Source organism: Achromobacter sp. Marseille-Q4962 (assembly GCF_943737005.1).
Lineage (GTDB): Bacteria > Pseudomonadota > Gammaproteobacteria > Burkholderiales > Burkholderiaceae_B > Achromobacter.
In genome coordinates, this window is the sequence record NZ_CALSFU010000012.1 from 97,758 (window position 1) to 118,010 (window position 20,253).

The 20,253-nt window shown below is 67.5% G+C and carries 19 protein-coding genes, 1 tRNA gene and 2 pseudogenes; 11 read left to right on the forward strand and 11 right to left on the reverse strand.

From position 1 onward, the window contains the following. Positions 1-12: 12 nt before the first annotated feature. The 5 genes from NGJ44_RS12455 to xth all read right to left on the reverse strand — a co-directional run bounded on the left by NGJ44_RS12455 (position 13) and on the right by xth (position 3,681). A complete protein-coding gene (locus NGJ44_RS12455) occupies positions 13-966 on the reverse strand; it encodes a Bug family tripartite tricarboxylate transporter substrate binding protein (protein WP_251864102.1) in 954 nt (317 codons plus the stop codon). 54 nt (positions 967-1,020) lie between these two features. Next, on the reverse strand, positions 1,021-2,046 hold the full coding sequence (locus NGJ44_RS12460) for a TauD/TfdA family dioxygenase (protein WP_251864103.1): 1,026 nt from the start codon (positions 2,044-2,046) through the stop codon (positions 1,021-1,023). 108 nt (positions 2,047-2,154) lie between these two features. Continuing rightward, positions 2,155-2,508: a DUF4189 domain-containing protein gene (locus NGJ44_RS12465; protein ID WP_286012355.1), complete on the reverse strand. Its 354-nt coding sequence runs from the start codon at positions 2,506-2,508 to the stop codon at positions 2,155-2,157. A 249-nt stretch (positions 2,509-2,757) separates the two neighbouring features. Continuing rightward, positions 2,758-2,833 (reverse strand) — tRNA-Ala (locus NGJ44_RS12470). Positions 2,834-2,898: 65 nt separating this feature from the next. After that, positions 2,899-3,681: an exodeoxyribonuclease III gene (gene xth / locus NGJ44_RS12475; RefSeq protein ID WP_053245880.1), complete on the reverse strand. Its 783-nt coding sequence runs from the start codon at positions 3,679-3,681 to the stop codon at positions 2,899-2,901. Between the two features lie 394 nt (positions 3,682-4,075). On the opposite strand from xth, the gene NGJ44_RS12480 reads away from it, so the two are divergent. The 3 genes from NGJ44_RS12480 to NGJ44_RS12490 all read left to right on the forward strand — a co-directional run bounded on the left by NGJ44_RS12480 (position 4,076) and on the right by NGJ44_RS12490 (position 6,483). Further along, positions 4,076-4,279, forward strand: a complete 204-nt coding sequence (locus NGJ44_RS12480) for a cold-shock protein (RefSeq protein ID WP_053245881.1) — start codon at positions 4,076-4,078, stop codon at positions 4,277-4,279. Between the two features lie 237 nt (positions 4,280-4,516). Then, positions 4,517-4,747, forward strand: a complete 231-nt coding sequence (locus NGJ44_RS12485; protein WP_152968124.1) for a hypothetical protein — start codon at positions 4,517-4,519, stop codon at positions 4,745-4,747. A gap of 119 nt (positions 4,748-4,866) precedes the next feature. After that, positions 4,867-6,483, forward strand: coding sequence for a GGDEF domain-containing protein (locus NGJ44_RS12490; RefSeq protein WP_251864105.1), 1,617 nt, complete (start codon positions 4,867-4,869; stop codon positions 6,481-6,483). Between the two features lie 61 nt (positions 6,484-6,544). On the opposite strand, the gene NGJ44_RS12495 is transcribed toward NGJ44_RS12490, so the two are convergent. After that, positions 6,545-7,348, reverse strand: a complete 804-nt coding sequence (locus tag NGJ44_RS12495) for a FadR/GntR family transcriptional regulator (RefSeq protein ID WP_251864106.1) — start codon at positions 7,346-7,348, stop codon at positions 6,545-6,547. 301 nt (positions 7,349-7,649) lie between these two features. On the opposite strand from NGJ44_RS12495, the gene NGJ44_RS12500 reads away from it, so the two are divergent. Both NGJ44_RS12500 and NGJ44_RS12505 read left to right on the forward strand, forming a co-directional pair. Further along, a complete protein-coding gene (locus tag NGJ44_RS12500; RefSeq protein ID WP_251864107.1) occupies positions 7,650-9,083 on the forward strand; it encodes an aldehyde dehydrogenase family protein in 1,434 nt (477 codons plus the stop codon). A 100-nt stretch (positions 9,084-9,183) separates the two neighbouring features. Beyond that, positions 9,184-9,885, forward strand: a complete 702-nt coding sequence (locus NGJ44_RS12505; protein WP_053245883.1) for a riboflavin synthase — start codon at positions 9,184-9,186, stop codon at positions 9,883-9,885. Positions 9,886-9,999: 114 nt separating this feature from the next. On the opposite strand, the gene NGJ44_RS23125 is transcribed toward NGJ44_RS12505, so the two are convergent. From NGJ44_RS23125 to NGJ44_RS12520, 4 genes and pseudogenes are all read right to left on the reverse strand, one after another. Further along, positions 10,000-10,326, reverse strand: a complete 327-nt coding sequence (locus NGJ44_RS23125) for a hypothetical protein (RefSeq protein WP_286012354.1) — start codon at positions 10,324-10,326, stop codon at positions 10,000-10,002. Positions 10,327-10,374: 48 nt separating this feature from the next. Then, positions 10,375-10,897: pseudogene (locus tag NGJ44_RS23185) on the reverse strand (methyl-accepting chemotaxis protein); the annotation flags it as partial. Between the two features lie 21 nt (positions 10,898-10,918). Next, positions 10,919-11,641, reverse strand: a pseudogene (locus tag NGJ44_RS23190) (Tar ligand binding domain-containing protein); the annotation flags it as partial. 67 nt (positions 11,642-11,708) lie between these two features. Further along, positions 11,709-12,023, reverse strand: a complete 315-nt coding sequence (locus NGJ44_RS12520) for a hypothetical protein (protein ID WP_251864108.1) — start codon at positions 12,021-12,023, stop codon at positions 11,709-11,711. A 211-nt stretch (positions 12,024-12,234) separates the two neighbouring features. Between NGJ44_RS12520 and speG the strand changes: the two genes are divergently transcribed. Beyond that, positions 12,235-12,819 carry a spermidine N1-acetyltransferase gene (gene speG, locus NGJ44_RS12525; protein WP_251864109.1) on the forward strand — a complete coding sequence of 195 codons (585 nt, stop codon included), beginning with the start codon at positions 12,235-12,237 and terminating at the stop codon, positions 12,817-12,819. Positions 12,820-12,838: 19 nt separating this feature from the next. Here speG and NGJ44_RS12530 read toward each other — a convergent pair whose 3' ends face one another. Next, entirely contained in the window at positions 12,839-15,202 is a 2,364-nt protein-coding gene (locus tag NGJ44_RS12530; RefSeq protein ID WP_353506956.1) for a heavy metal translocating P-type ATPase, read from the reverse strand. 100 nt (positions 15,203-15,302) lie between these two features. Here NGJ44_RS12530 and cadR point away from each other — a divergent pair, with 100 nt between their 5' ends. From cadR to NGJ44_RS12555, 5 genes are all read left to right on the forward strand, one after another. Beyond that, positions 15,303-15,737 (forward strand): Cd(II)/Pb(II)-responsive transcriptional regulator, encoded by a 435-nt coding sequence (cadR, locus tag NGJ44_RS12535; protein WP_053246557.1) that lies wholly within the window; start codon positions 15,303-15,305, stop codon positions 15,735-15,737. Positions 15,738-15,851: 114 nt separating this feature from the next. Then, entirely contained in the window at positions 15,852-16,445 is a 594-nt protein-coding gene (locus NGJ44_RS12540; protein WP_053246560.1) for a nitroreductase family protein, read from the forward strand. Positions 16,446-16,643: 198 nt separating this feature from the next. Next, the gene (locus NGJ44_RS12545; protein ID WP_053246558.1) at positions 16,644-17,876 is read left to right on the forward strand and encodes a 3-methyl-2-oxobutanoate dehydrogenase (2-methylpropanoyl-transferring) subunit alpha; all 1,233 of its coding nucleotides are present in this window, start codon (positions 16,644-16,646) and stop codon (positions 17,874-17,876) included. A gap of 2 nt (positions 17,877-17,878) precedes the next feature. Beyond that, positions 17,879-18,922 (forward strand): alpha-ketoacid dehydrogenase subunit beta, encoded by a 1,044-nt coding sequence (locus NGJ44_RS12550; protein ID WP_251864110.1) that lies wholly within the window; start codon positions 17,879-17,881, stop codon positions 18,920-18,922. A gap of 1 nt (position 18,923) precedes the next feature. Then, a complete protein-coding gene (locus tag NGJ44_RS12555) occupies positions 18,924-20,252 on the forward strand; it encodes a dihydrolipoamide acetyltransferase family protein (protein WP_251864111.1) in 1,329 nt (442 codons plus the stop codon). Position 20,253: the final 1 nt, after the last annotated feature.

Consider the following 20,253-nt stretch of genomic DNA (forward strand, 5'->3'; position numbering starts at 1 on the left):
CCGGAGGCGTGTCTAGTTGGGCCGGGCCAGCTTCGGGTTCTTGCGTACGAAATCAGCCGTGACGGCCGTATCTTTCCGAAGCAGGGCGCCCAGATGTTCGGGGCTGGAAGACTCCAGCAGATAACCCAGCGGCTCCAGCTCGTCCCGGATCTTGGGGTCGCTCACGAATCCGACCGTGATTTCGTTGAGGCGCTCGATGATCTTCGCGGGAGTGCCCTTGGGGGCAAAGACCGCATACCAGTTCGCGATTTCCGCGTGCACCCCTCCTTCGGCCAGCGTGGGTACGTCGGGCAGGCTCTTGCTGCGCTCGGCGGATGTCACGGCAACAGGATGCAGTTTCCCGCTGGCGACGAGGGGTTTCAACACGGGGATATTTGCGAAGACCAGATTCACTTGTCCTCCCACAGCGTCCATGGCGGCCTGTGCGCCGCCCTTATAGGGAACATGAGTGAGGCTGATGCCCGAATGCGCCTGCAGCAGCGCAACTTGCAAGAACAGCGACGCACTCGAAATGCTGTACTTTCCTGGGTTTGCTTTCGCCTTTGCCAGCAATTCTTCAAGCGATCCGGCGTCAAGATCGACGTTGGACGCCACCAGGCCGGGAATCCTCGTAACCAATCCGACGGGCTCGAGATCTTTCTGCGGATCGAACGACGGCACGGGGCCGGTGGAAGGGTTGGTGGCAAGCGTGTCGATGCCCCACAGAAAGGTATAGCCGTCGGGGCTGGCGCGAACGACCTGCTCACTGCCGATATTGGTTGACGCGCCCGGCTTGTTTTCGATCACCACGGGCTGATCCAGAACGGACTGGACGTAGCTGCCATACTTTCGGGCGATGAGATCGGAAGACCCGCCAGGTGCGTAGGGGACCACGAGCTTGATCGGCCTGTCGGGCCAGGCGGCCCATGCCGGGGCAGTCATGGCAAGAAGAACGCAGCCTGCGAGAAGCGTGGGAAGCCTGAACATATTGTCTCTCCGGGTTCGTTATGGGCCGATCTTCTGAAAGCGAACCTTGCTGGGTCAGGCTGTTGCCGCCGCATGCCGGGCCCGGTAAGAATGGCAAAACTCACGAGTGTCCGCGAAGGCCGCAGGAAGCGCGCGGCCATTGGGCAGCGTCAGCCAGGTGCGAAGCAGCCGCCGCTTGTCTTCCGGTTTTTCGTGGTCTTCGTACTTGGTCCGCGAGTGAAATATCGAGTAGTTGTTGCCGATCTGGATATCCCCGGGCTCCATCATGAACGAGAGCTGCATGTCCGGCTCGCTGCAAATTTCATCCAGGAGATCGAGCGCGGCGATCTGGTCGCCGGTCAGGCGCGGGACATGGTCAAAGCGCTGCGCCATGTCGAGGTAGTCGCGCTTGTACAGCGCGCTGAGCTTTCCTTCGAAATAGTTGAAGACGGGAACACATTGGACTTCATGCCCGGCGGGATACTGGCCGCGCGCGTCGAAGTAATAGGGCTGCTGCAGCGTCGCAGCCAGATGCGGCGCGCGCTTCAGGATCTGGTTGAATACCTGGTTCACGCTGACCAGCTTGCTGACCCCGCCGGACACTGCTGTCTTGATGCACAGCAGCATGAAAGCGTCTCCTCCGTCATTGTGAAACGTGAGTTCGTTATCCGTTTCGTAGCCGCGAGCGGAATGGTCGTCGGTCAGCTTTTTGCCTTTGTTGTAGACGCTGTGCAGGCGGCTGCCGCTCTTGTCCTGGGCTTCCGGCTCGCCGACGAGCAAGGAGAGCGCCCAGAACAGCTGTTCGCACTGGCGGATGGTGTAGCGGGCCACGGGGAGGCCGCGCAGCACCTGAAAGCCTTTGCCTCCTTCGATCTCATTCCGGATACGCTCCAGTTTTGCCTGCAAAAAAGGCATCTGCACGTCTTCCCGGGTGATCGCCTCGAATCCATCGAATCGAGCCGTAAACCGCTGAACCGCCTGCTCGATCTCCTTGAGCTCGCGTTCCGTGTAATGCTCGACCCACGTGCGGGGCTCTTTGAAATTCGCGGCTTTCCAGGTGTCCGGCCCCTGGATCGGCGTCATGTGCGGCGTGGCTGGCATCGCAGTCTCCTTACGATTATTTGGTAAAGTAAGTTGACTATATGCCTGGGCCGGCGATCTGTCCAGATGTCCACAAGCCGGTCTGGCGCCCTCGGCAAATGCCGCCCGCTATGGTGGCTGGACCAGCGGTCCCCTGGGGAAAAGCGCCTTCCGGTAGGGCATGAACTCCGGCTGCTGTCTGCTGCGTGCCGAGCGGTACAGGTCGCAACTGCCGTTCGCCGCCTTGCATTGCGCCATACCGGCTTTTATGCCTTCTTCGACGGATGGGGCGGAGCGCATGTCGTATTTCCTGGCGCCGAGCACCATGACCGCGCAAGCGTTGGCGCAACAAAGTTCGACCCGGCAGGTCTTGCTGCCCTTGGCATGGCGCTCATTGCGCGCGGCCTGTTCCGCAGCCGCTCGATCGGGTCGATCCACGGCCGCGCTGGAATCCCCGTCATTCGTGGCGAACGCGACTTGCAGGAACGCACATGAAGCGCAAGCAGGAGGCGGTCGTCGATTTCAAGGGGGGAGGAATCGTCCCGGGCAGGGCGGGCGCCAGGAAACGAGGCGAGGCGCGCCACGCTGTGGTCACCGCGCCCACGATGCCTGTCGTTTCCCCAGTCGTGGCTTTGGTCCTTCAAATCGCCCGTGGGCCAATGAAATCAAGCCCGTAGAAACAAAAAAGCCCTGGAACACGCTACGTGTCCAAGGCTTTTCCGTCTGGAATCTTGGTGGAGCGGAGGAGGATCGAACTCCCGACCTTCGCATTGCGAACGCGACGCTCTCCCAGCTGAGCTACCGCCCCAAAATCAGAAGACCGCAACTATACATGAAATCCGGATGCGTGTGCAACTGGACTCGAATTTTTTTCTACGCGAACTGCAGCGTTGCGACGACGGGGGCGTGGTCGGAGGGTTGTTCGTTGCGGCGGGGGTCTTTGTCGATGACGCAGGCGATGCAGCGCTTGGCCAGGGGCTCGGAGAGCAGGACGTGGTCGATGCGCAGGCCGGCGTTGCGGCGGAACGCGAATTGGCGGTAGTCCCACCAGCTGAAGGATTTCTCGGGCTGCTCGAAGAGGCGGAAGGAGTCGGTCAGGCCGAGATCGAGCAGGGCGCGGAAGGCGTGGCGCTCGGGCTCGGAGACGAGCACCTGGCCTTCCCATTTTTCGGGGTTGTGCACGTCTTCGTCGGCGGGAGCGACGTTGTAGTCGCCCAGCACGGCCAGGCGCGGGTGCTGTTCGAGTTCGCTGGCGAGCCAGTCGCGCATGGCCTGGAACCATTCGAGCTTGTAGGCGTACTTGTCGGAGCCGATGGCTTGGCCGTTGGGACAGTAGGCGCAGACCACGCGCAGGTCGCCGTCGGGGCTGGGCAGGGTGAGGGCGAGCACGCGCTGCTGCGGGTCTTCGAAGCCGGGGATGTTGCGCACCATGGCCTGGCCCGGCTCGCGCGACAGGATCGCCACGCCGTTATAGGTTTTCTGGCCCGCCCACACGGCGTGGTAGCCGGCTTCGGTGAACGCCGCCTGGGGGAACTTGTCGTCGGGAAGCTTGAGCTCCTGGACGCAGAGCACGTCCACCGGGTTCGCGTCGAGCCAGGCGAGCACCTGGGGCAGGCGTACGTTGAGGGAGTTGACGTTCCAGGTGGCTAACTTCATGGTTTCGGCAGATCGTTATGGAGGCGCGGGCCCGCGGACGGCCCGGCGGTGGTTCTTATGGTGCCATGGCGGGCTTGCCGTGGCGGACGATGGCACATGATACCGTGGCCCCGCGCAGGGGCGAGGCGCGCCGCCGCTGCGTCCCCAGGAACGGCGCGCCGCCGCCGCGAATGCCGTGAAATCCGCCCGGTTACATGTTTTTCCGCAAGCGCGCCGGGCGGGGAGTCAAATATCGCTTGACTCGTCCGGTCCCGGGCCTCATAGTGCCCGCAGATCTTCAAGAGTAGCGATTCCGTTCGGTTGTGTGCGAATTGCAGAGTGCGCCATCATTGTCCATATCCTTCCTTGATCGTCTCGTTCCGGACACGTGTCCGTCTTTCATCAAGGAATATCCATGCAAACAGGCATCGTAAAGTGGTTCAACGCTGACAAGGGTTTTGGTTTCATTACCCCTGAAGATGGCGGCAAAGATCTTTTCGCCCATTTCTCCGAAATCCAGGGCAACGGCTACAAAGAGCTGCGCGAAAACCAGCGCGTGAGCTACATCGCCGGCCAGGGCGCCAAGGGCCCCCAAGCCACCAAGATCACGCCGCTGTAAATATCGGCGGCTTACCCGGCCGCCGCGCCATGCGGCAGCCCATGCAGACAAGCCCTCGCAAGAGGGCTTGTTTGTTTCCGCGCCGGGAAACGGCGGCGGGGCGGCGATGCCGCCGTTAGTGATACTCCCTATTGTTGAGGAATCTGGCCGGCGTATTTTGGCGTTTCCAAATAAGGCCTGGTTTTTGCGCAGGAGGGGCGGTGGCGGGGGAGCGCGCCGTTACCCGAGGGGAGCGCCATGTCAATGGAAATACGCAGGCTCGACGATGTGCTTGCCCGTTCGGATACGGGCGAGCTGTTTCGCATCGAGCGGTTCCGGGTGGGACGCCGCACCCAGGAGGGCGTCGTGCCCGACTATGTGTTTCGCCTGACCTCCGGGGAGCGGCTGACGCGGGAATCCGACCGCATCTACCGCCGCGCGGGCGGGGAAAGGCTGGTCGAGCTGGAGCGGCGGCAAGTGCCTGGATGACGCGTGCGGCGTGTGGCGCCGGCGCGAATTTCATGCGCGGGGGCCGATTCTCGCTGTAGGATGCGCAATCCGGCCGCATGGCGGCCGCGGCGCGCATTGGGCGGCGGAGGACTCGCGGATTGAAGGGCACGCGCATCACCCTGGTCTACCTCATCGTGGCGCTGGCCGTCCTGAGCGCCGGCATTGCGTTTTCCAATGCCTTGTTCGCGGCGTACCGGGCCCAGAAGGAGCTGCTGGTCGCGAGCACGCTGGAGTCGAACCTGGCCTATGCGGAAAAGCTGGCCGAGGTCGTGGACCTCTATATGGAATCCATCGAGCGCCAGTTGACCGTGAGCGCTCGCCGGATCCCCGCCATCATGGATTCGCCCGCGGCGTTGCAGGACGAGGCTGCGCGCGTGGCGCAGCAGTCCGACGGCCTGGCAGGGGTGCTCATCGTGGACCGCGACAACAAGGTGCTGGCCCAGGCCGCCGCGGACCCCTCGCTGCCGCAGGAGCGCTGGGATCTGAGCGGGGCGGATCTGCGCGCGCGCGAGGAGCGCGGCAACGTGACCGCGCCCTATCTGTGCGCGGGGCGCCTGACGGTGGCGGTTACCGAGCCCGTGCGCGACGCGCAGGGCAACTACCTGGGTCTGGTCGCGGGGGCGATCTTCCTGCAGCGCGATACCGAGGTGGACAAGCTGCTGAGCCAGCATTTCCATCGCGACGGCTCATACAGCTACGTCATCGACGCCTCGGGCCAGGTTTTGTACCGGCAGGAGAGCGAGCGCGGCGAACTGCGCGCGCGCAACCATGCCGTGGTGCGCGCGCTCAAGGAAGGCGGGGGCGCCGAGGGCAGGGTGGTGCGGGCCGATGGCGAAGACATGCTGGCCGCCTACGCGCCCATGAGGCATGGCGGCTGGGGCATCGTGGTGCAGCGGCCGCTGTCCGTGACGCTGCGCCCGCTGCGCGGCCTGATGTGGACCATATTTCTCTATTCCATCCCGGCGGCGCTGGTGTGCATTGTGCTCATCGCGCTGATGGGGTATGGCATCGCCAAGCCGCTTTCGACGCTGGCGCGAGCGGTGCGCGAGCTCGATTGCGGGCGGGGCGAGCCCATCTTGCGGTCGGTGCGCGCCTGGTATTTCGAGGCGGACCAGTTGCGCCAGGCGGTGCGCGCCCCCCTGGAGCAGCATCAGCGCCGGATCGGCGAGCTGAACGCCGAGACGCTGACCGATCCCATGACCGGGCTGCTTAACCGCCGGGGTCTGGCCCATGCCCTGGAACGGGCAAGCGGGCGGGCCTTCGCGGTGCTGGCGCTGGACCTGGACCATTTCAAGCGGGTCAACGATACCTACGGCCATGCCGCCGGCGACCGCGTGCTGGTCGAGCTGGCCACGATCATGCGCGCCCAGGTGCGGCGCGAGGATGCGCCTTGCCGGATCGGCGGCGAGGAATTCCTGGTGGTGATGCCGGGCGCGACGGCCAAGGCGGCGCTCGCCGTGGCCGAGCGCATCCGCGCGGCCACGGCCAAGCGCGAGATGCCGGGCGGAGTGGGCCGCATCACGATTTCGATCGGCGTGGCCCGCTGTCCGGACGATGCGCCCGATGCGGAAAAGGCGCTGGAGCGCGCCGACCAGGCGCTCTACCGGGCCAAGAGGGGCGGCCGCAACCGCGTGGTGGCGTGGTCGGTGTCCGACACGGACGCGAAGCTCGGCGCGGCGCCGGCCCGCCATACGCCGCCGGATTCCGCCCCCTGACGGGGCGCAGGGGAAGCAGGAGCTTCGGCGCCGTTGCGCGCTTCGCGCGGCGGGACAGGTGTCAGGTTTCGGAGCCGCTGTTGAGCATGCGGCTGCGGGCTTTTTCGATGTGGGCGCGCATGACGTTGCGCGCGCCCTCCGCGTCCTGGTCGCGGATGAGCCGGTAGATGTGGCGGTGTTCCTCTATGGCGGCTCGGGTGCGCTTCCAGGGCTGGATGTGCACCAGGTGGCGCATGAGGTTCACGGCATGGCTTACGTCGTATTCCAGCGATTTGAGCACCTGCACGAAGCGCTGGTTGCCGGTGGCGGCCGCGATCGCGCGGTGGAAGCCGTAGTCGTGGTGGTGCGCGATGGCGCCGCTGGCGTCGGCTTCTTCGTAGCCGGTCAGCATGCGGTCCATGTCGCGCAGGTCGGCGTCGGTGCGGCGCAGGGCGGCGAGATAGGCGCATTCCGGCTCGATGACGCGGCGCAGTTCCAGCCCTTCCAGGATGTGGCTGACCCGCTTGGCGGGGTCCATGGCGGGCAGGCCGCCCATGAGGTCGGGCTTGGCGCGGACGTAGCTGCCGGAGCCGCGCCGCGATTCCACGAGCTGGTCTTCGCGCAGGCGGTCCAGCGCCTGGCGCACGACCGGGCGCGACACCTCGAAAAGGGCGGCCAGTTCCATTTCGGAGGGCAGCCGGCCGCCGGGGGCGATCTTGCCGGTGGCAATGGCATAGAACAGGCTTTCGTACACGCGTTCGGCGAAGCGTTCGGCGCGCACGTAGCCCAGGCCGGAAGCCACTTCGGCCAGTACGTCCAGGTCGGGGCGGGGCCGCGCGGCGTCGTCGGCCGGACCGGTGGCGGCAGGCGTTGCCAGGGAATTCATGGGCGCCGTCCTGCGGGGAGGCTATCGGTCAGGCTGTCAATCATGGTGACAAACGATCGGTGCAAGAAATCGGTACCGGTTTTAGGGTAAACCCGTATTTTTATGCAGATAACGGCGGGGTTCGGGTGTAAAGCTGTTAGTGCAATTGACAAGTCGGAGGGCGCTCCCGTACTTTGTCTGCCAGAACCAGACAGACAAGAACCGGCGCGTTCCGCCGGCCATGCCCGCGCCGTCCGGCCCTGGCATGCGGAGACACTTTCCATTTCCGGCCGCATGGCCGCCACTTTACCCCGCGCATACCGTGAGCCATAAGAACTTTATCGCCAATGAATGGGTGGCTGCCGCCACCGGAGAAACCATCGACGTCCTGAACCCCTCGGACGGCCAGCCCTTTGACGCTATCGCCCGCTCGGGCGAGGAAGACGTGGACCGTGCCGTGCGGGCCGCGCGCGCCGCTTTCGAGGGCGAGTGGGGCCAGATGGCCCCGGCCGCGCGCAGCCGGCTGCTGATGCGCCTGGCTTTCGCGCTGATCGACCGGCAGGAGGAGCTGGCGCAGATCGAGTCCGCCGACACCGGCAAGCCCATCAAGCAGGCCCGCGCCGACGCCGCCGCCGTCGCCCGCTACTTCGAGTTCTACGCCGGCGCGGTAGACAAGCTGCACGGCGAAACCATTCCCTATACGCCGGGCTTTACCGTGCTGACCGTGCGCGAGCCGCATGGCGTCACCGGGCATATCGTGCCCTGGAATTATCCGCTGCAGATCTTCGGCCGCAGCGTGGGCGCGGCCCTGGCGGCGGGCAACGCCTGCGTGGTGAAGCCGGCCGAAGACGCCTGCCTGTCGCTGCTCAAGGTGGCGGAGATCGCCGCCGAGACGGGGCTGCCTCCCGGCGCGCTGAATATCTGCACGGGCTACGGCCACGAAGCCGGCGCGGCCCTGTCCGCCCATCCCGGCATCGACCACATTTCCTTCACCGGCTCGCCCCAGACGGGCAAGCTGGTGGCCCATGCCGCCGCCGAGAACCACGTGCCGGTCACGCTCGAACTGGGCGGGAAGTCGCCCCAGATCGTGTTCGACGACGCGGACCTGGATGCGGCCATGCCGGTGCTGGTGGCCGCCATCATCCAGAACGCGGGCCAGACCTGCTCGGCGGGCAGCCGGGTGCTGGTGCAGCGCGGCGTGTACGAAACCGTCATCAAGCGCCTGTCGGACGCATTCGCCGCCACGGTGACCGGCCCGGCCGCCCAGGACCTGGACGTGGGCCCGCTCATCAATGCGCGCCAGCAGGATCGCGTGCGCGGTTTCCTGTCCGAGGCCGAATCGCAGGGCATGAAGGTGGCCGCGCGCGGCCAATTGAAGGACGGCGCGCCCGCCGGCGGGTTCTACCAGCCGCCGGTGCTGTTCCGCGACGTGCCCTGGCAGAGCCGCCTGGCCCAGGAAGAGGTCTTTGGCCCGGTGCTGGCGGCCATTCCGTTCGACACCGAGGAGCAGGCGCTGGAGATCGCCAACGGCACGCTGTACGGTCTGGTGGCGGGAGTCTGGACGCGCGACGGCGCGCGCCAGTTGCGCCTGGCACGCAAGCTGCGCGCCGGGCAGGTGTTCGTCAACAACTACGGCGCGGGCGGCGGCGTGGAGCTGCCTTTCGGCGGCTCGCGGCAATCGGGCTACGGCCGCGAGAAGGGCTTCGAGGCGCTGTACGGCTTCACCACGCTCAAGACCATCGCGGTGCGCCACTGAACGCGGCGGCGGATCCCCGGACGGCGCGGCCGGCTGGCAAAATATCGGTTACCGTTGATGTTTTGCCTGCGGGGCGCGCCGCCCCGCATTCAGGATCCGTATGTTCACAGGTATTGTTCAAGGCACCGCCGCCATTGCGGGCATCGCCGACCGCGAGGGCCTGCGCACCTTCACGCTGGATTTTCCGCCGGGCTTCTGCGCCGACCTGGCCGTGGGCGCCAGCGTGTCCACCGACGGCGTCTGCCTCACGGTAACTGAAATCCTGGGGCCGGACCGCGCCACTTTCGATGTCATGCTGCAAAGCCTGGCCATCACCACGCTGGGCGCCTACCGGAAAGGCGGCCGCGTCAACGTGGAGCGGGCGGCCAAGGACGGCGCCGAAATCGGCGGCCACCCTTTGTCGGGCCACGTGGATTTCACCTCGCGCGTCCTGGAGGTGGACGCGTCCGACACCAACTGCCGCATGCGCTTCGACATTCCCGAGGCGTTTCGCAAATACGTTTTCGCCAAGGGCTACATCGCCATCAACGGGGCCAGCCTGACAGTGTCCGAGGTGAACCGCGCCGAGGGCTGGTTCGAGGTGTGGCTCATTCCGGAAACCCGGCGCATGACCGTCTTCGAGGACAAGCGGCCGGGCGATCTGGTGAACATCGAAATCGAGCGCGGCACGCAGGTCATGGTGGACACCGTGCGCGAGGCCGTGCAGGAAAGCCTGGGGCGCCTGCAGCCGGTGCTGGAAGCCATCCTGAAGGAAAAGGGGCTGGCGCTGGAAGACTTCGCGAGCCCCCGGCCCAAGGGCTGATTTTTCCGGTTTCCGGACGGCGGCGCGGGCCGCGGCAGTTCGCCGCGGCCCGCGCCGCCGCTGTCCAGGCCCGGCCCGGCCCGGCCCGGCCCGGCCAGGTCAGGCCCGGCCGGGTCAGGCCCGCCCGAGCGCGGCGGCGGGCGCGTTCAGCGCCCCGCCGTGCTTGCGCACCTCCAGCGAGCCGGCATTCATGTCGATGACATCGGCCGGCGAAATCTTGAAGATGTGCACGGCCTGGCGCAGATGCTGCGCCTGCTCTTCCAGCGACTTGGACGCGGCGGCCGCCTGTTCGACCAGCGCCGCGTTCTGCTGGGTGACGTTATCCATTTGCGACACCGCGAGGTTGACCTGGTCGATGCCCACCGATTGCTCTTCGGAGGCGGCGCTGATCTCGCCCATGATGTCGGCCACGCGCGCCACGGACGTCACCAGGTCGTTCATGGTGGCGCCGGCGCGTTCGACCTGTTCGGAGCCGGCCCGCACGGAGGCGGCCGAATCGGGTGATGAGATTCTTGATTTCCTTGGCAGCCTGGGCGCTGCGCTGGGCCAGGGCGCGCACCTCGCCCGCGACCACGGCGAAACCCTTGCCCTGGTCGCCCGCGCGCGCCGCTTCCACCGCCGCGTTGAGCGCGAGGATGTTGGTCTGGAAGGCGATGCCGTCGATGACCGACACGATTTCGACGATCTTGCCCGAGCTCGTGGCGATGCCTTCCATGGTCTGCACGACTTCGGCCATGACGGCGCTGCCGCGGCCGGCGGCCTCGGACGCGCCGCCCGCCAGCGCATTGGCCTGGCGCGCGTTTTCGGCGTTCTGCTTGACGGTGGCGGCAAGCTGCTCCATGGAGGCGGCCGTTTCTTCCAGCGAGGCGGCCTGTTCTTCGGTGCGGCGCGACAGGTCCATGTTGCCGGCGGCGATCTGCTGCGCGCCCACGGTGATTTCCTCGACGCCGCGATAGACGGAAGACACGGTGCGCGTCAGCGCCTCCTGCATGCGCTTGATGGCGGCGAACATCTGGCCGATTTCGTTGGCGCTGCGCACCTCGATGCGCGCGGTGAGATCGTCCTGGGCGATGCGCTCGAAGTGCGCGCCGGCTTCCTGCAGGGGCTGCAGCACCACCTTGCGCATGAAGGTCCAGCCCAGGACGGTGAGCGCCACGCAGATCAGCACCATGGCGATGGCGATGGCGCGGGCGCGGGCATAATCGCGCGCGGCGTCGGTCACCATGGTGTTGGTGATTCTGTCGATGGCCTCGAGGAATGCCATGGCGGCGGCGTTGAACTCGGAGGTGACGGCGCGGGATTGGGCCGCGAGCTTCTGGAAACTGGCGGGGTCCTGGGCGGCCAGCGCCTCCACCTGGGCGTCGACGGCGGCCTGGTAGCGCTCGTAGGCCTGGGTCAGGGCGGCCACGTGGTCCCGGGTGCCGTCGAGCTGCGGCGCGTCGATGAAATCCCGCAGGCGGGCCGCGGCTTGCGCGTGCATGGCGGTCGCGCGCTGCAGGTCGGCGGCGGCCTGCTTGGAATCTCCCTGCTGCAGGTCCATGTACGCGTTCGCCATGATCAGCCGCGCCCGCAGGAAGACCAGGTAGGCGTTGCTGAGCTCGATGGCCTGCAGGGAATAGCTGTCGTTGACGGCGGCCAGGTTCTGGTTGCTGGTGCGCAGGCTCATCCAGGCGGTGCCGTTGGACACGAACATGGCGCCCGCCAGCAGCAGCAACAGGGCGAGCATGCCGCGGCGCAGGGTGATATTTCTGAACATCGGGGGGCTCCAGAGGGTGGGACGCAGGCATGGAAAGAGCGCCCGCGCGGGAAAACAGGCGGCGGGGTCAGGCTTCGGTGCGGGCGCGCAGGCGTTTCCAGACGTCGGCGGGGATGAGGGCCGACAGCCATTGCTCGCGCAGCGTGAGGATGTCGTCGGACAAGGATGTGCCCAGCACCATGGCGTAGCTGCCTTCCAGCGAGGCGGCCAGCGATTCCTCGATGCGGGCCCGCAGTTCGGGCTCGCCGCAGAGCGCGCCGTGCACGCCGACCATGACGGTGCGCAGCGCCTCGAGCTGCGCGTGGTTGTGCGCGATGATTTCGGCGAGCTTGTGGACGGTTTCGGTGAGCGTCAGCAGCAGCTCGCGTTCTTGGTTCTCCATGGCCCGAATTCCTCCTGGTGGCTCGGCGGTGGCCTGTGCTGGGCACAGCAATGCAATATTTCTGAAAGGTGCGGAAATATTTTGCAATCTTGAGGGAGGAGCGGGCCACCATGGATAAGAGTTTTCTTAAACTCGGGCTGGCGTGAGGCGGGGCCGCGTGCGGGGGCCGTGCCGGCCGGGCCTACAATGGGCCGCACTTCGAGAGGCAAACATGACCACGGTGTCCGATATCAGGCTCAGGCCGCTGGAGCGCGGCGATCTGCATTTTGTGCACAAGATCAACAACAACGACGTCATCATGCGTTACTGGTTCGAAGAGCCCTACGAGGCCTACGACGAGCTGGTGGCACTGTACGACCGCCACCTGCACGACCAGAGCGAGCGCCGTTTCATCATCGAGCACGACACGGGGCAGCCGGCCGGCCTGGTGGAACTGGTCGAGATCGACTACATCCACCGGCGGGCGGAGTTCCAGATCATCATCGCGCCGAGCTTCCAGGGCAGGGGCTACGCCAAGGCGGCCACGCGCATCGCGGTGGGCTACGCCTTCCGCGTGCTCAACCTGCACAAGGTCTATCTGGTGGTGGACAAGGAAAACGCCGCCGCCGTGCACATCTACGAGCGTTGCGGCTTCAAGGTGGAAGGGCTGCTGCGCGAGGAGTTCTTTTCCAACGGCGCCTACCGCGACGCCTACCGCATGTCGATCCTGCAGGACGACCACCTGAGGGACGTGGGCCCGGGCGCGGCGGACGCGCCCGTGCTGCGAGACTGGCCCCAGGAGGAGCAGGCCGGCTGAGGCCGCCGGCCCGCGCTTTTCAGGCCGCGCCGGCGGCCGCGGGAGGCGGCGCGGCAGGCGCTGCGCGCAGCAGGCGCAGCCCGTTGGCCACCACCAGCAGGCTGGCGCCCACGTCCGCGAACACGGCCATCCACAGCGTGGCGTGGCCCGTGATGGCCAGCGCCAGGAATACCGCCTTGATGCCGAGCGCCAGCACGATGTTCTGCACCAGCACCCGGTGCGTGGCCCGCGACAGGCGCACGAAGGTGCCGATCTTGCGCAGGTCGTCGTCCATGAGGGCGACATCCGCCGTTTCGATGGCGGTGCCGGTGCCGGCCGCGCCCATGGCGAATCCGATGTCGGCGCGCGCCAGCGCGGGCGCGTCGTTGATGCCGTCGCCCACCATGCCGACCTTGCCCTGGACGGAGAGCTTGGATTCGATGGCCGCGAGCTTGTCTTCGGGCAACTGGTCGCCCCGGGCTTCGTCGATGCCCACCTGGGAGGCGATGGCTCGCGCCGTGTGCGCATTGTCGCCCGTCAGCATGAGGGTGCGCACGCCCAGGCCGTGCAGGTCGGCCACCGCCGCGGCGCTGGCCGGCCGCACCGTGTCGGCCACGGCGGCCAGCGCCAGCGGGCGCTCGCCATCGGTGAGCGCGATGACGCTCTTGCCCTGTTTTTCGAGCTCGTCCATGCGGGCTTCGAGTTCGGCCGAGGAAACGCCCAGCTCGGTCATGAGCCGGAGGTTGCCCAGGTGGAACAGCCTGCCCTGCACGCGCCCGCTCACGCCGCGGCCGGGCAGGGCGGCGAAGTCCTGCACCTCGAGCAGCGGTTCGCCGGCCGCGCGGGCCGCCTGGGCCAGCGCCAGCGACACCGGGTGGTCCGAGCGGGCCGCGAGGCTGGCCGCGATCTGCGCCGCCGGCGCCGCGCCGGTCGGCGCGGCGTTCCATTCCCGCATGTCGGTCTGTACGGGCTTGCCGTGCGTGAGCGTGCCGGTCTTGTCGAGCGCCAGCCATTTCAGGTGGCGGCCGGTTTCCAGATACACGCCGCCCTTGACGAGGATGCCGCGCCGCGAGGCGGCGGTGAGGCCGCTGACGATGCTGACCGGGGTGGATATCACCAGCGCGCAGGGGCAGGCGATGATGAGCAGGGCCAGGGCCCGGTAGATGGCTTCGTGCCAGGCCTGGCCCAGCGCCAGCGGCGGCAGCACGGCGACGAGCAGCGCGATGGCCACTACTGCCGGGGTGTATATCCGCGAGAAGCGGTCGATGAAGCGCTGCGTGGGCGCCCGCGCGCCCTGGGCCTGCTCCACCGCGTGGATGATGCGGGCCAGGGTGGTGTCGCCGGCGGCGGCCGTGACCCGGTATTCGAAGGAGCCATAAGTGTTGACCGTGGCGGCGTATACCGGATCGTCCCGGGTTTTTTCCACTGGCAGGCTCTCGCCGGTGATGGGCGACTGGTCGAGCGCGGAGCGGCCGTCCACGATGACGCCGTCGGCCGCGATGCGCTCGCCGGGCCTCACGCGCACGATGTCGCCCGGCCGTAGCGCTGCGGCCAGCGTCTCGCGCCATTGGCCGTCGGCCTGGCGCACGGTGGCTTTCTCGGGCGCCAGGTCGAGCAGTCCGCGCACGGCGTTGCGGGCGCGGTCCAGCGAACGGGCCTCGATGAGCTCGGCGACATTGAACAGGAACATCACCATGGCCGCTTCCGGCCACTGCCCGATAAGCGCCGCGCCCGTGACGGCGATGCTCATGAGCGCGTTGATGTTGAGATTGCCGTTGCGCACGGCGATCCAGCCCTTGCGGTAAGTGTCCAGGCCGCAGGTCAGGATGGCGGCCACGGCGAGCACGGCCGACAGCGCCAGGGGCAGGCCGGCGAAATGGACCGCCTCGGAAAGCGCGGCCAGCACGCCCGCCGCGCCCATGGTCCAGAGCTGCGCGCGCGAGCGGGATCGCGCGGGGGCGGGCGCGCGGCCGGCCTCGCGGGCCAGCGGCTCGGGCGTCATGCCCAGGGCGTGGATGGCCGCCATGATGCGGTCCAGCGCCCCTTCGGCATGCACCACGGTGAGCACGCGCTGCATGAGGTTGAAATCCAGCGCGTGCACCCCCTCCAGGCCGTTGAGCTTCTTGCGGATGAGGGTTTCTTCGGTGGGGCAGTCCATCTGGCCGATGCGCAGCCGGGCGACGGCCTGTCCGGGGCCCGCGGTCAGCCCGGGCGAGGGGGATCCGGCCCCGGCGGGGGCATGGTCGTGGGCAGGATGGCCGTGGCCGTCGTGTCCGCCGCCGTGTCTATGGTCGTGCCCATGGTCGGGAGCAGCGCCATGGCCGTGGCGGCAGCCATGGCCCGCGCAGCGCAGGGCGTCGCCGTCGGGGTGATCTGCAGGGGATTTGACCGGGGGTAAGGACATGGCGTATGAGGCTCCGATAAGCTGGACGACGCTATTGCACACCTTGGAGTTACTATAGGGTCAAGTAACGATCCCAGCGGGCCCGGCCCGGGAGGCAGCGATGAGAATTGGCGAATTGGCTTCGGCGGCCGGCACCACGGTCGAGACGGTCAGGTACTACGAGAAAGAGGGGCTGCTGCCTGCGCCGCAGCGCAGCCTGAACAATTACCGCAGCTACGGGCAGGCCCATCTGGACCGCCTGCGGCTGATCCGCAACTGCCGGGCGCTGGACATGACGCAGGACGAAATCCGCGCCATTTTGTCGCTGGCCGACGACCACCAGAGCGGCTGCGGCCCCATCAACGAGCTGTTCGACGAACATATCGCGCACGTGGACGAGCGCATCGCCGAGCTGACCCATCTCAAGACGCAGCTGATGGAAATCCGGCAGCGCTGCCTGCGCGCGCGGCCCGACGCCGAAGACTGCGGCATTCTGCATGGCCTGTCCGAGATGCAGGTCGAAGAGCGCCAGGAGCGCCACACGCACCTGGGCTGACCCGCGGCCGATAACCGCGGCCGGGGCGTGGAGATGCCCGGCCGCGGCGGCGCCGTGGCGTATCATGAGAATCTGTTTCTTTACCATTTACGACGTTTGCGCACCCACCTGCCCATGACTTCCTCCACTGCCGTCACGCCCCTGCACGCCCTTGCTTCCCGCCGTTCGGTCAAGTTCCTGCGCGCGCCCGCGCCCAAGCCCGAAGAGCTCGACCAGATCCTGCAGACCGCCATGTCGGCCCCGGACCACGGCAAGCTGCGTCCGTGGCGCTTCGTGCTGATCCGCGGCGAAGCCATCGGCAAGCTGGCGGACCTGGCGCTGGCCGCCGTGAAGGAAAGCGGCGATCCGCGCATGACGCCGGAAAAGGAAAAGGCCGTGCGCGAATGGATGGCGGCGGTGCCGCTGTTCATCGGCGTGGCGCAGAAGATCGCCCACGACAACACCAAGATTCCCGAGCAGGAGCAGTTGCTGGCCACGGGCGCGGCCGCGATGAACCTGTTGAACGCGGTGCACATGCTGGGCTATGGCGCATTCTGGAGCACGGGCATGGGCACATATGTGGAGGCGGTGCAGGAGGCCCTGGGGCTGGACCCGCTGGACTACCGCTTCCTGGGTTTTCTGGCCGTGGGCACGCCCGCCTGCGCCGTGCCTCAGGTCGAGCGTCCGGACTTCCGCGATTACGTCACGGAATGGACCGGCCCGAAATAAGCGGACAGCCCCGGCCCGGCACATCCCGCACCGCCATGGGCGCGATGTGCGGGGACGCTCCCCTGTGCTAATCTCCTCGGGTCCGCGCATGGCTTATCCCTTATGCGCGGACGGCGACGGCGGCGCGCGGGCCATCCCTCCGCGCGGCGCCTTGTACAGAAGAAAGACGCATGACACGATCAAGCGTGGAGACAATACATGAGCCAATACGGGCCGCTGAAGCTGCACGTCCCCGAGCCTACCGGGCGTCCGGGTTGCAAGACGGATTTTTCCTATCTGCAGGTCTCGCCGGCCGGCGAGGTGCCCAAACCCCCTATTGATGTCGCGGCGGTCGATACGCTGGGCCTGGCCTACAGCCTGGTGCGCGTGACCGACGACGACGGCCGCGCGGTGGGGCCCTGGGCGCCGGAGCTGAGCGACGACCAGTTGCGCGCGGGCATGCGCGCCATGCTCAAGACGCGCATTTTCGATGCGCGCATGCTGACCGCCCAGCGCAAGAAAAAGATTTCCTTCTACATGCAGAGCCTGGGCGAGGAAGCCATCGGCTCGGCGCATGCCATGGCGCTGGAACGCGGCGACATGTGTTTTCCGACCTACCGCCAGCAGAGTATCCTGCTCGCGCGCGACGTGTCGCTCGTCACCATGATGTGCCAGCTCATGTCCAACGAGCGCGATCCGCTCAAGGGCAGGCAGTTGCCGGTCATGTATTCCGACCGCGAGGCGGGCTTTTTCTCCATCTCGGGCAACCTGGCCACGCAGTTCATCCAGGCCGTGGGCTGGGGCATGGCCTCGGCCATCAAGGGCGACACCCGCATCGCCTCGGGCTGGATCGGCGACGGCGCCACGGCCGAGGCCGATTTCCATACCGCGCTCACCTTTGCGCACGTGTATCGCGCGCCCGTCATCCTGAACGTGGTCAACAACCAGTGGGCCATTTCGACGTTCCAGGCCATCGCGGGCGGCGAGGGCGCCACCTTCGCCGGGCGCGGCGTGGGCTGCGGCATCGCCTCGCTGCGGGTGGACGGCAACGACTTCCTGGCCGTGTATGCGGCTTCGCGGTGGGCCGCCGAGCGCGCCCGCCGCAACCTGGGCCCCACGCTCATCGAGTGGGTCACATACCGCGCCGGCCCGCATTCCACGTCCGACGACCCCTCCAAGTACCGGCCGGGCGACGACTGGAGCCACTTCCCCCTGGGCGACCCGATCGCGCGCTTCAAGAAGCACCTGATCGTGCGCGGCATCTGGTCCGACGAGCAGCACGAGGCGCTGCGCGCCGAGCTCGAGGCCGAGATCCAGGCCGCCCAGAAGGAAGCGGAAAGCTACGGCACGCTGGTCGACGGCCACGTGCCCAGCGCCGCCAGCATGTTCGAAGACGTGTACAAGGACATGCCGGAGCACCTGCGCCGGCAGCGCCAGCAGCTCGGAGTGTGATCATGGCTATCGATAACAACGCTGGTCCGGCCTCCGTGTCGATGACCATGATCCAGGCTTTGCGCTCGGCCATGGATGTCATGCTGGAGCGCGACGGCAACGTGGTGGTGTTCGGCCAGGACGTGGGCTATTTCGGCGGGGTGTTCCGCTGCACCGAAGGGTTGCAGGCCAAGTACGGCGCCTCGCGCGTGTTCGACACGCCCATTTCCGAGGGCGGCATCGTGGGCGTGGCGGTGGGCATGGGCGCCTACGGCCTGCGTCCCGTGTGCGAAATCCAGTTCGCCGACTACTTCTATCCGGCCTCCGACCAGATCGTGTCGGAGGCCGCGCGCCTGCGCTACCGCTCGGTGGGCGAGTTCATCGCGCCCATGACCATCCGCATGCCTTGCGGCGGCGGCATTTATGGCGGGCAGACGCACAGCCAGAGTCCCGAGGCCATGTTCACGCAGGTCTGCGGCCTGCGCACCGTGATGCCGTCCAACCCCTACGACGCCAAGGGCCTGCTCATCGCCGCCATCGAGAACGACGATCCGGTGATCTTCCTGGAGCCCAAGCGCCTGTACAACGGTCCCTTCGACGGCCACCACGACCGGCCCGTCACGCCCTGGACCGGGCGGCCGGGCAGCATGGTGCCCACGGGCTACTACACCGTGCCCCTGGAAAGCGCCGCCATCGTGCGGCCGGGCTCGGCGCTCACCGTGCTCACCTATGGCACCACCGTGCACGTCTCGGCGACGGCCGCCGAGGAAACCGGCATCGACGCCGAGATCATCGACCTGCGCAGCCTGTGGCCGCTGGACCTGGAAACCATCGTGAACTCGGTCAGGAAGACCGGCCGCTGCGTGGTGGTGCACGAGGCCACGCGCACCTGCGGCTTCGGCGCCGAGCTGGTGGCCCTGGTCCAGGAACATTGCTTCCATCACCTGGAGGCGCCCGTGGAACGCGTGACGGGGTGGGACACCCCGTATCCGCACGCGCAGGAATGGGCGTACTTCCCCGGCCCGCGCCGGGTCGGCGAAGCGTTCAAACGCACGATGGAGGTGTGAGATGGGGATTCATGTCATCAAGATGCCCGACATCGGCGAAGGCATTGCCGAGGTCGAACTGGTGGGCTGGCACGTCAAGGTGGGCGACGAGGTCGCCGAAGACCAGCCGCTGGCCGACGTCATGACCGACAAGGCCACGGTGGAGATTCCCTCGCCCGTGGTGGGCAAGGTAGTGTCGCTGGGCGGCGAAGTCGGCCAGGTGATGACCGTGGGCAGCGAGCTGATCCGGCTGGAGGTGGAAGGCGAGGGCAACGAGAAGCCGGGCGCCGCGCCGGCAGCCGCACCCGCGCATCCCAAGGCGGCGCCCGCCGCGCCGGCGGCCAGGCCCGCGACCGGGCCCGCGACCGGGCCCGAGTCCCGGCGCGAGCCGGCCGCCCGCGAACCCGCGCCGCCGCCCGCGCCGCGCATCCCGCGCGAGCGGCCCGCCGCAGCGCCCGCCGCCGCGCGCCAGCCGGGCGAAAAACCGCTGGCCTCGCCCGCGGTGCGCAAGCGCGCCTGGGACCTGGGCATCGAGCTGCGCTACGTGCCGGGCAGCGGCCCGGCCGGGCGCATCCTGCACGAAGACCTGGATGCCTACCTGAAGTCGTCCGGGAGCGGCCAGGCCGTCCGCGGCGGCGCCTATGCGCAGCGCCACGACGAGGAAGCGGTGCCCGTCATCGGTCTGCGGCGCAAGATCGCGCAGAAGATGCAGGAGTCCAAGCGCCGCATCCCGCATTTCAGCTACGTCGAGGAAATCGACGTGACCGAGCTCGAAGCGCTGCGCGCGCAGCTCAACCAGCGCTGGGGCGAGTCGCGCGGCAAGCTCACGCTGCTGCCGTTCCTGGCCCGGGCCATGGTGATCGCGCTGCGCGACTTCCCGCAGATCAATGCGCGCTACGACGACGAAGCGGGCGTGGTGACGCGCTACGGCGCAGTGCACCTGGGCATCGCCACCCAGAGCGACGGCGGCCTCATGGTGCCCGTGATGCGCCACGCCGAGGCGCGCGACCTCTGGTCCATGGCCGACGAAATCGCGCGGCTGGCGCAGGCGGTGCGCGCCGGCGCGGCCACCCGCGACGAGCTGTCCGGGTCCACCATCACCATCACCAGCCTGGGGCCGCTGGGCGGCATCGTCACCACTCCCGTCATCAACCATCCCGAGGTGGGCATCGTCGGCGTGAACCGCATCGTGGAACGCCCGGCCTTCAAGGAAGGCGCGGTGGTGGCGCGCAAACTGATGAACCTGTCCTCCTCGTTCGACCACCGTGTGGTCGACGGCATGGACGCGGCGCGCTTCATCCAGGCCGTGCGCGCGCTGCTGGAACAACCCGCGCTGCTTTTCGTGGAGTGAT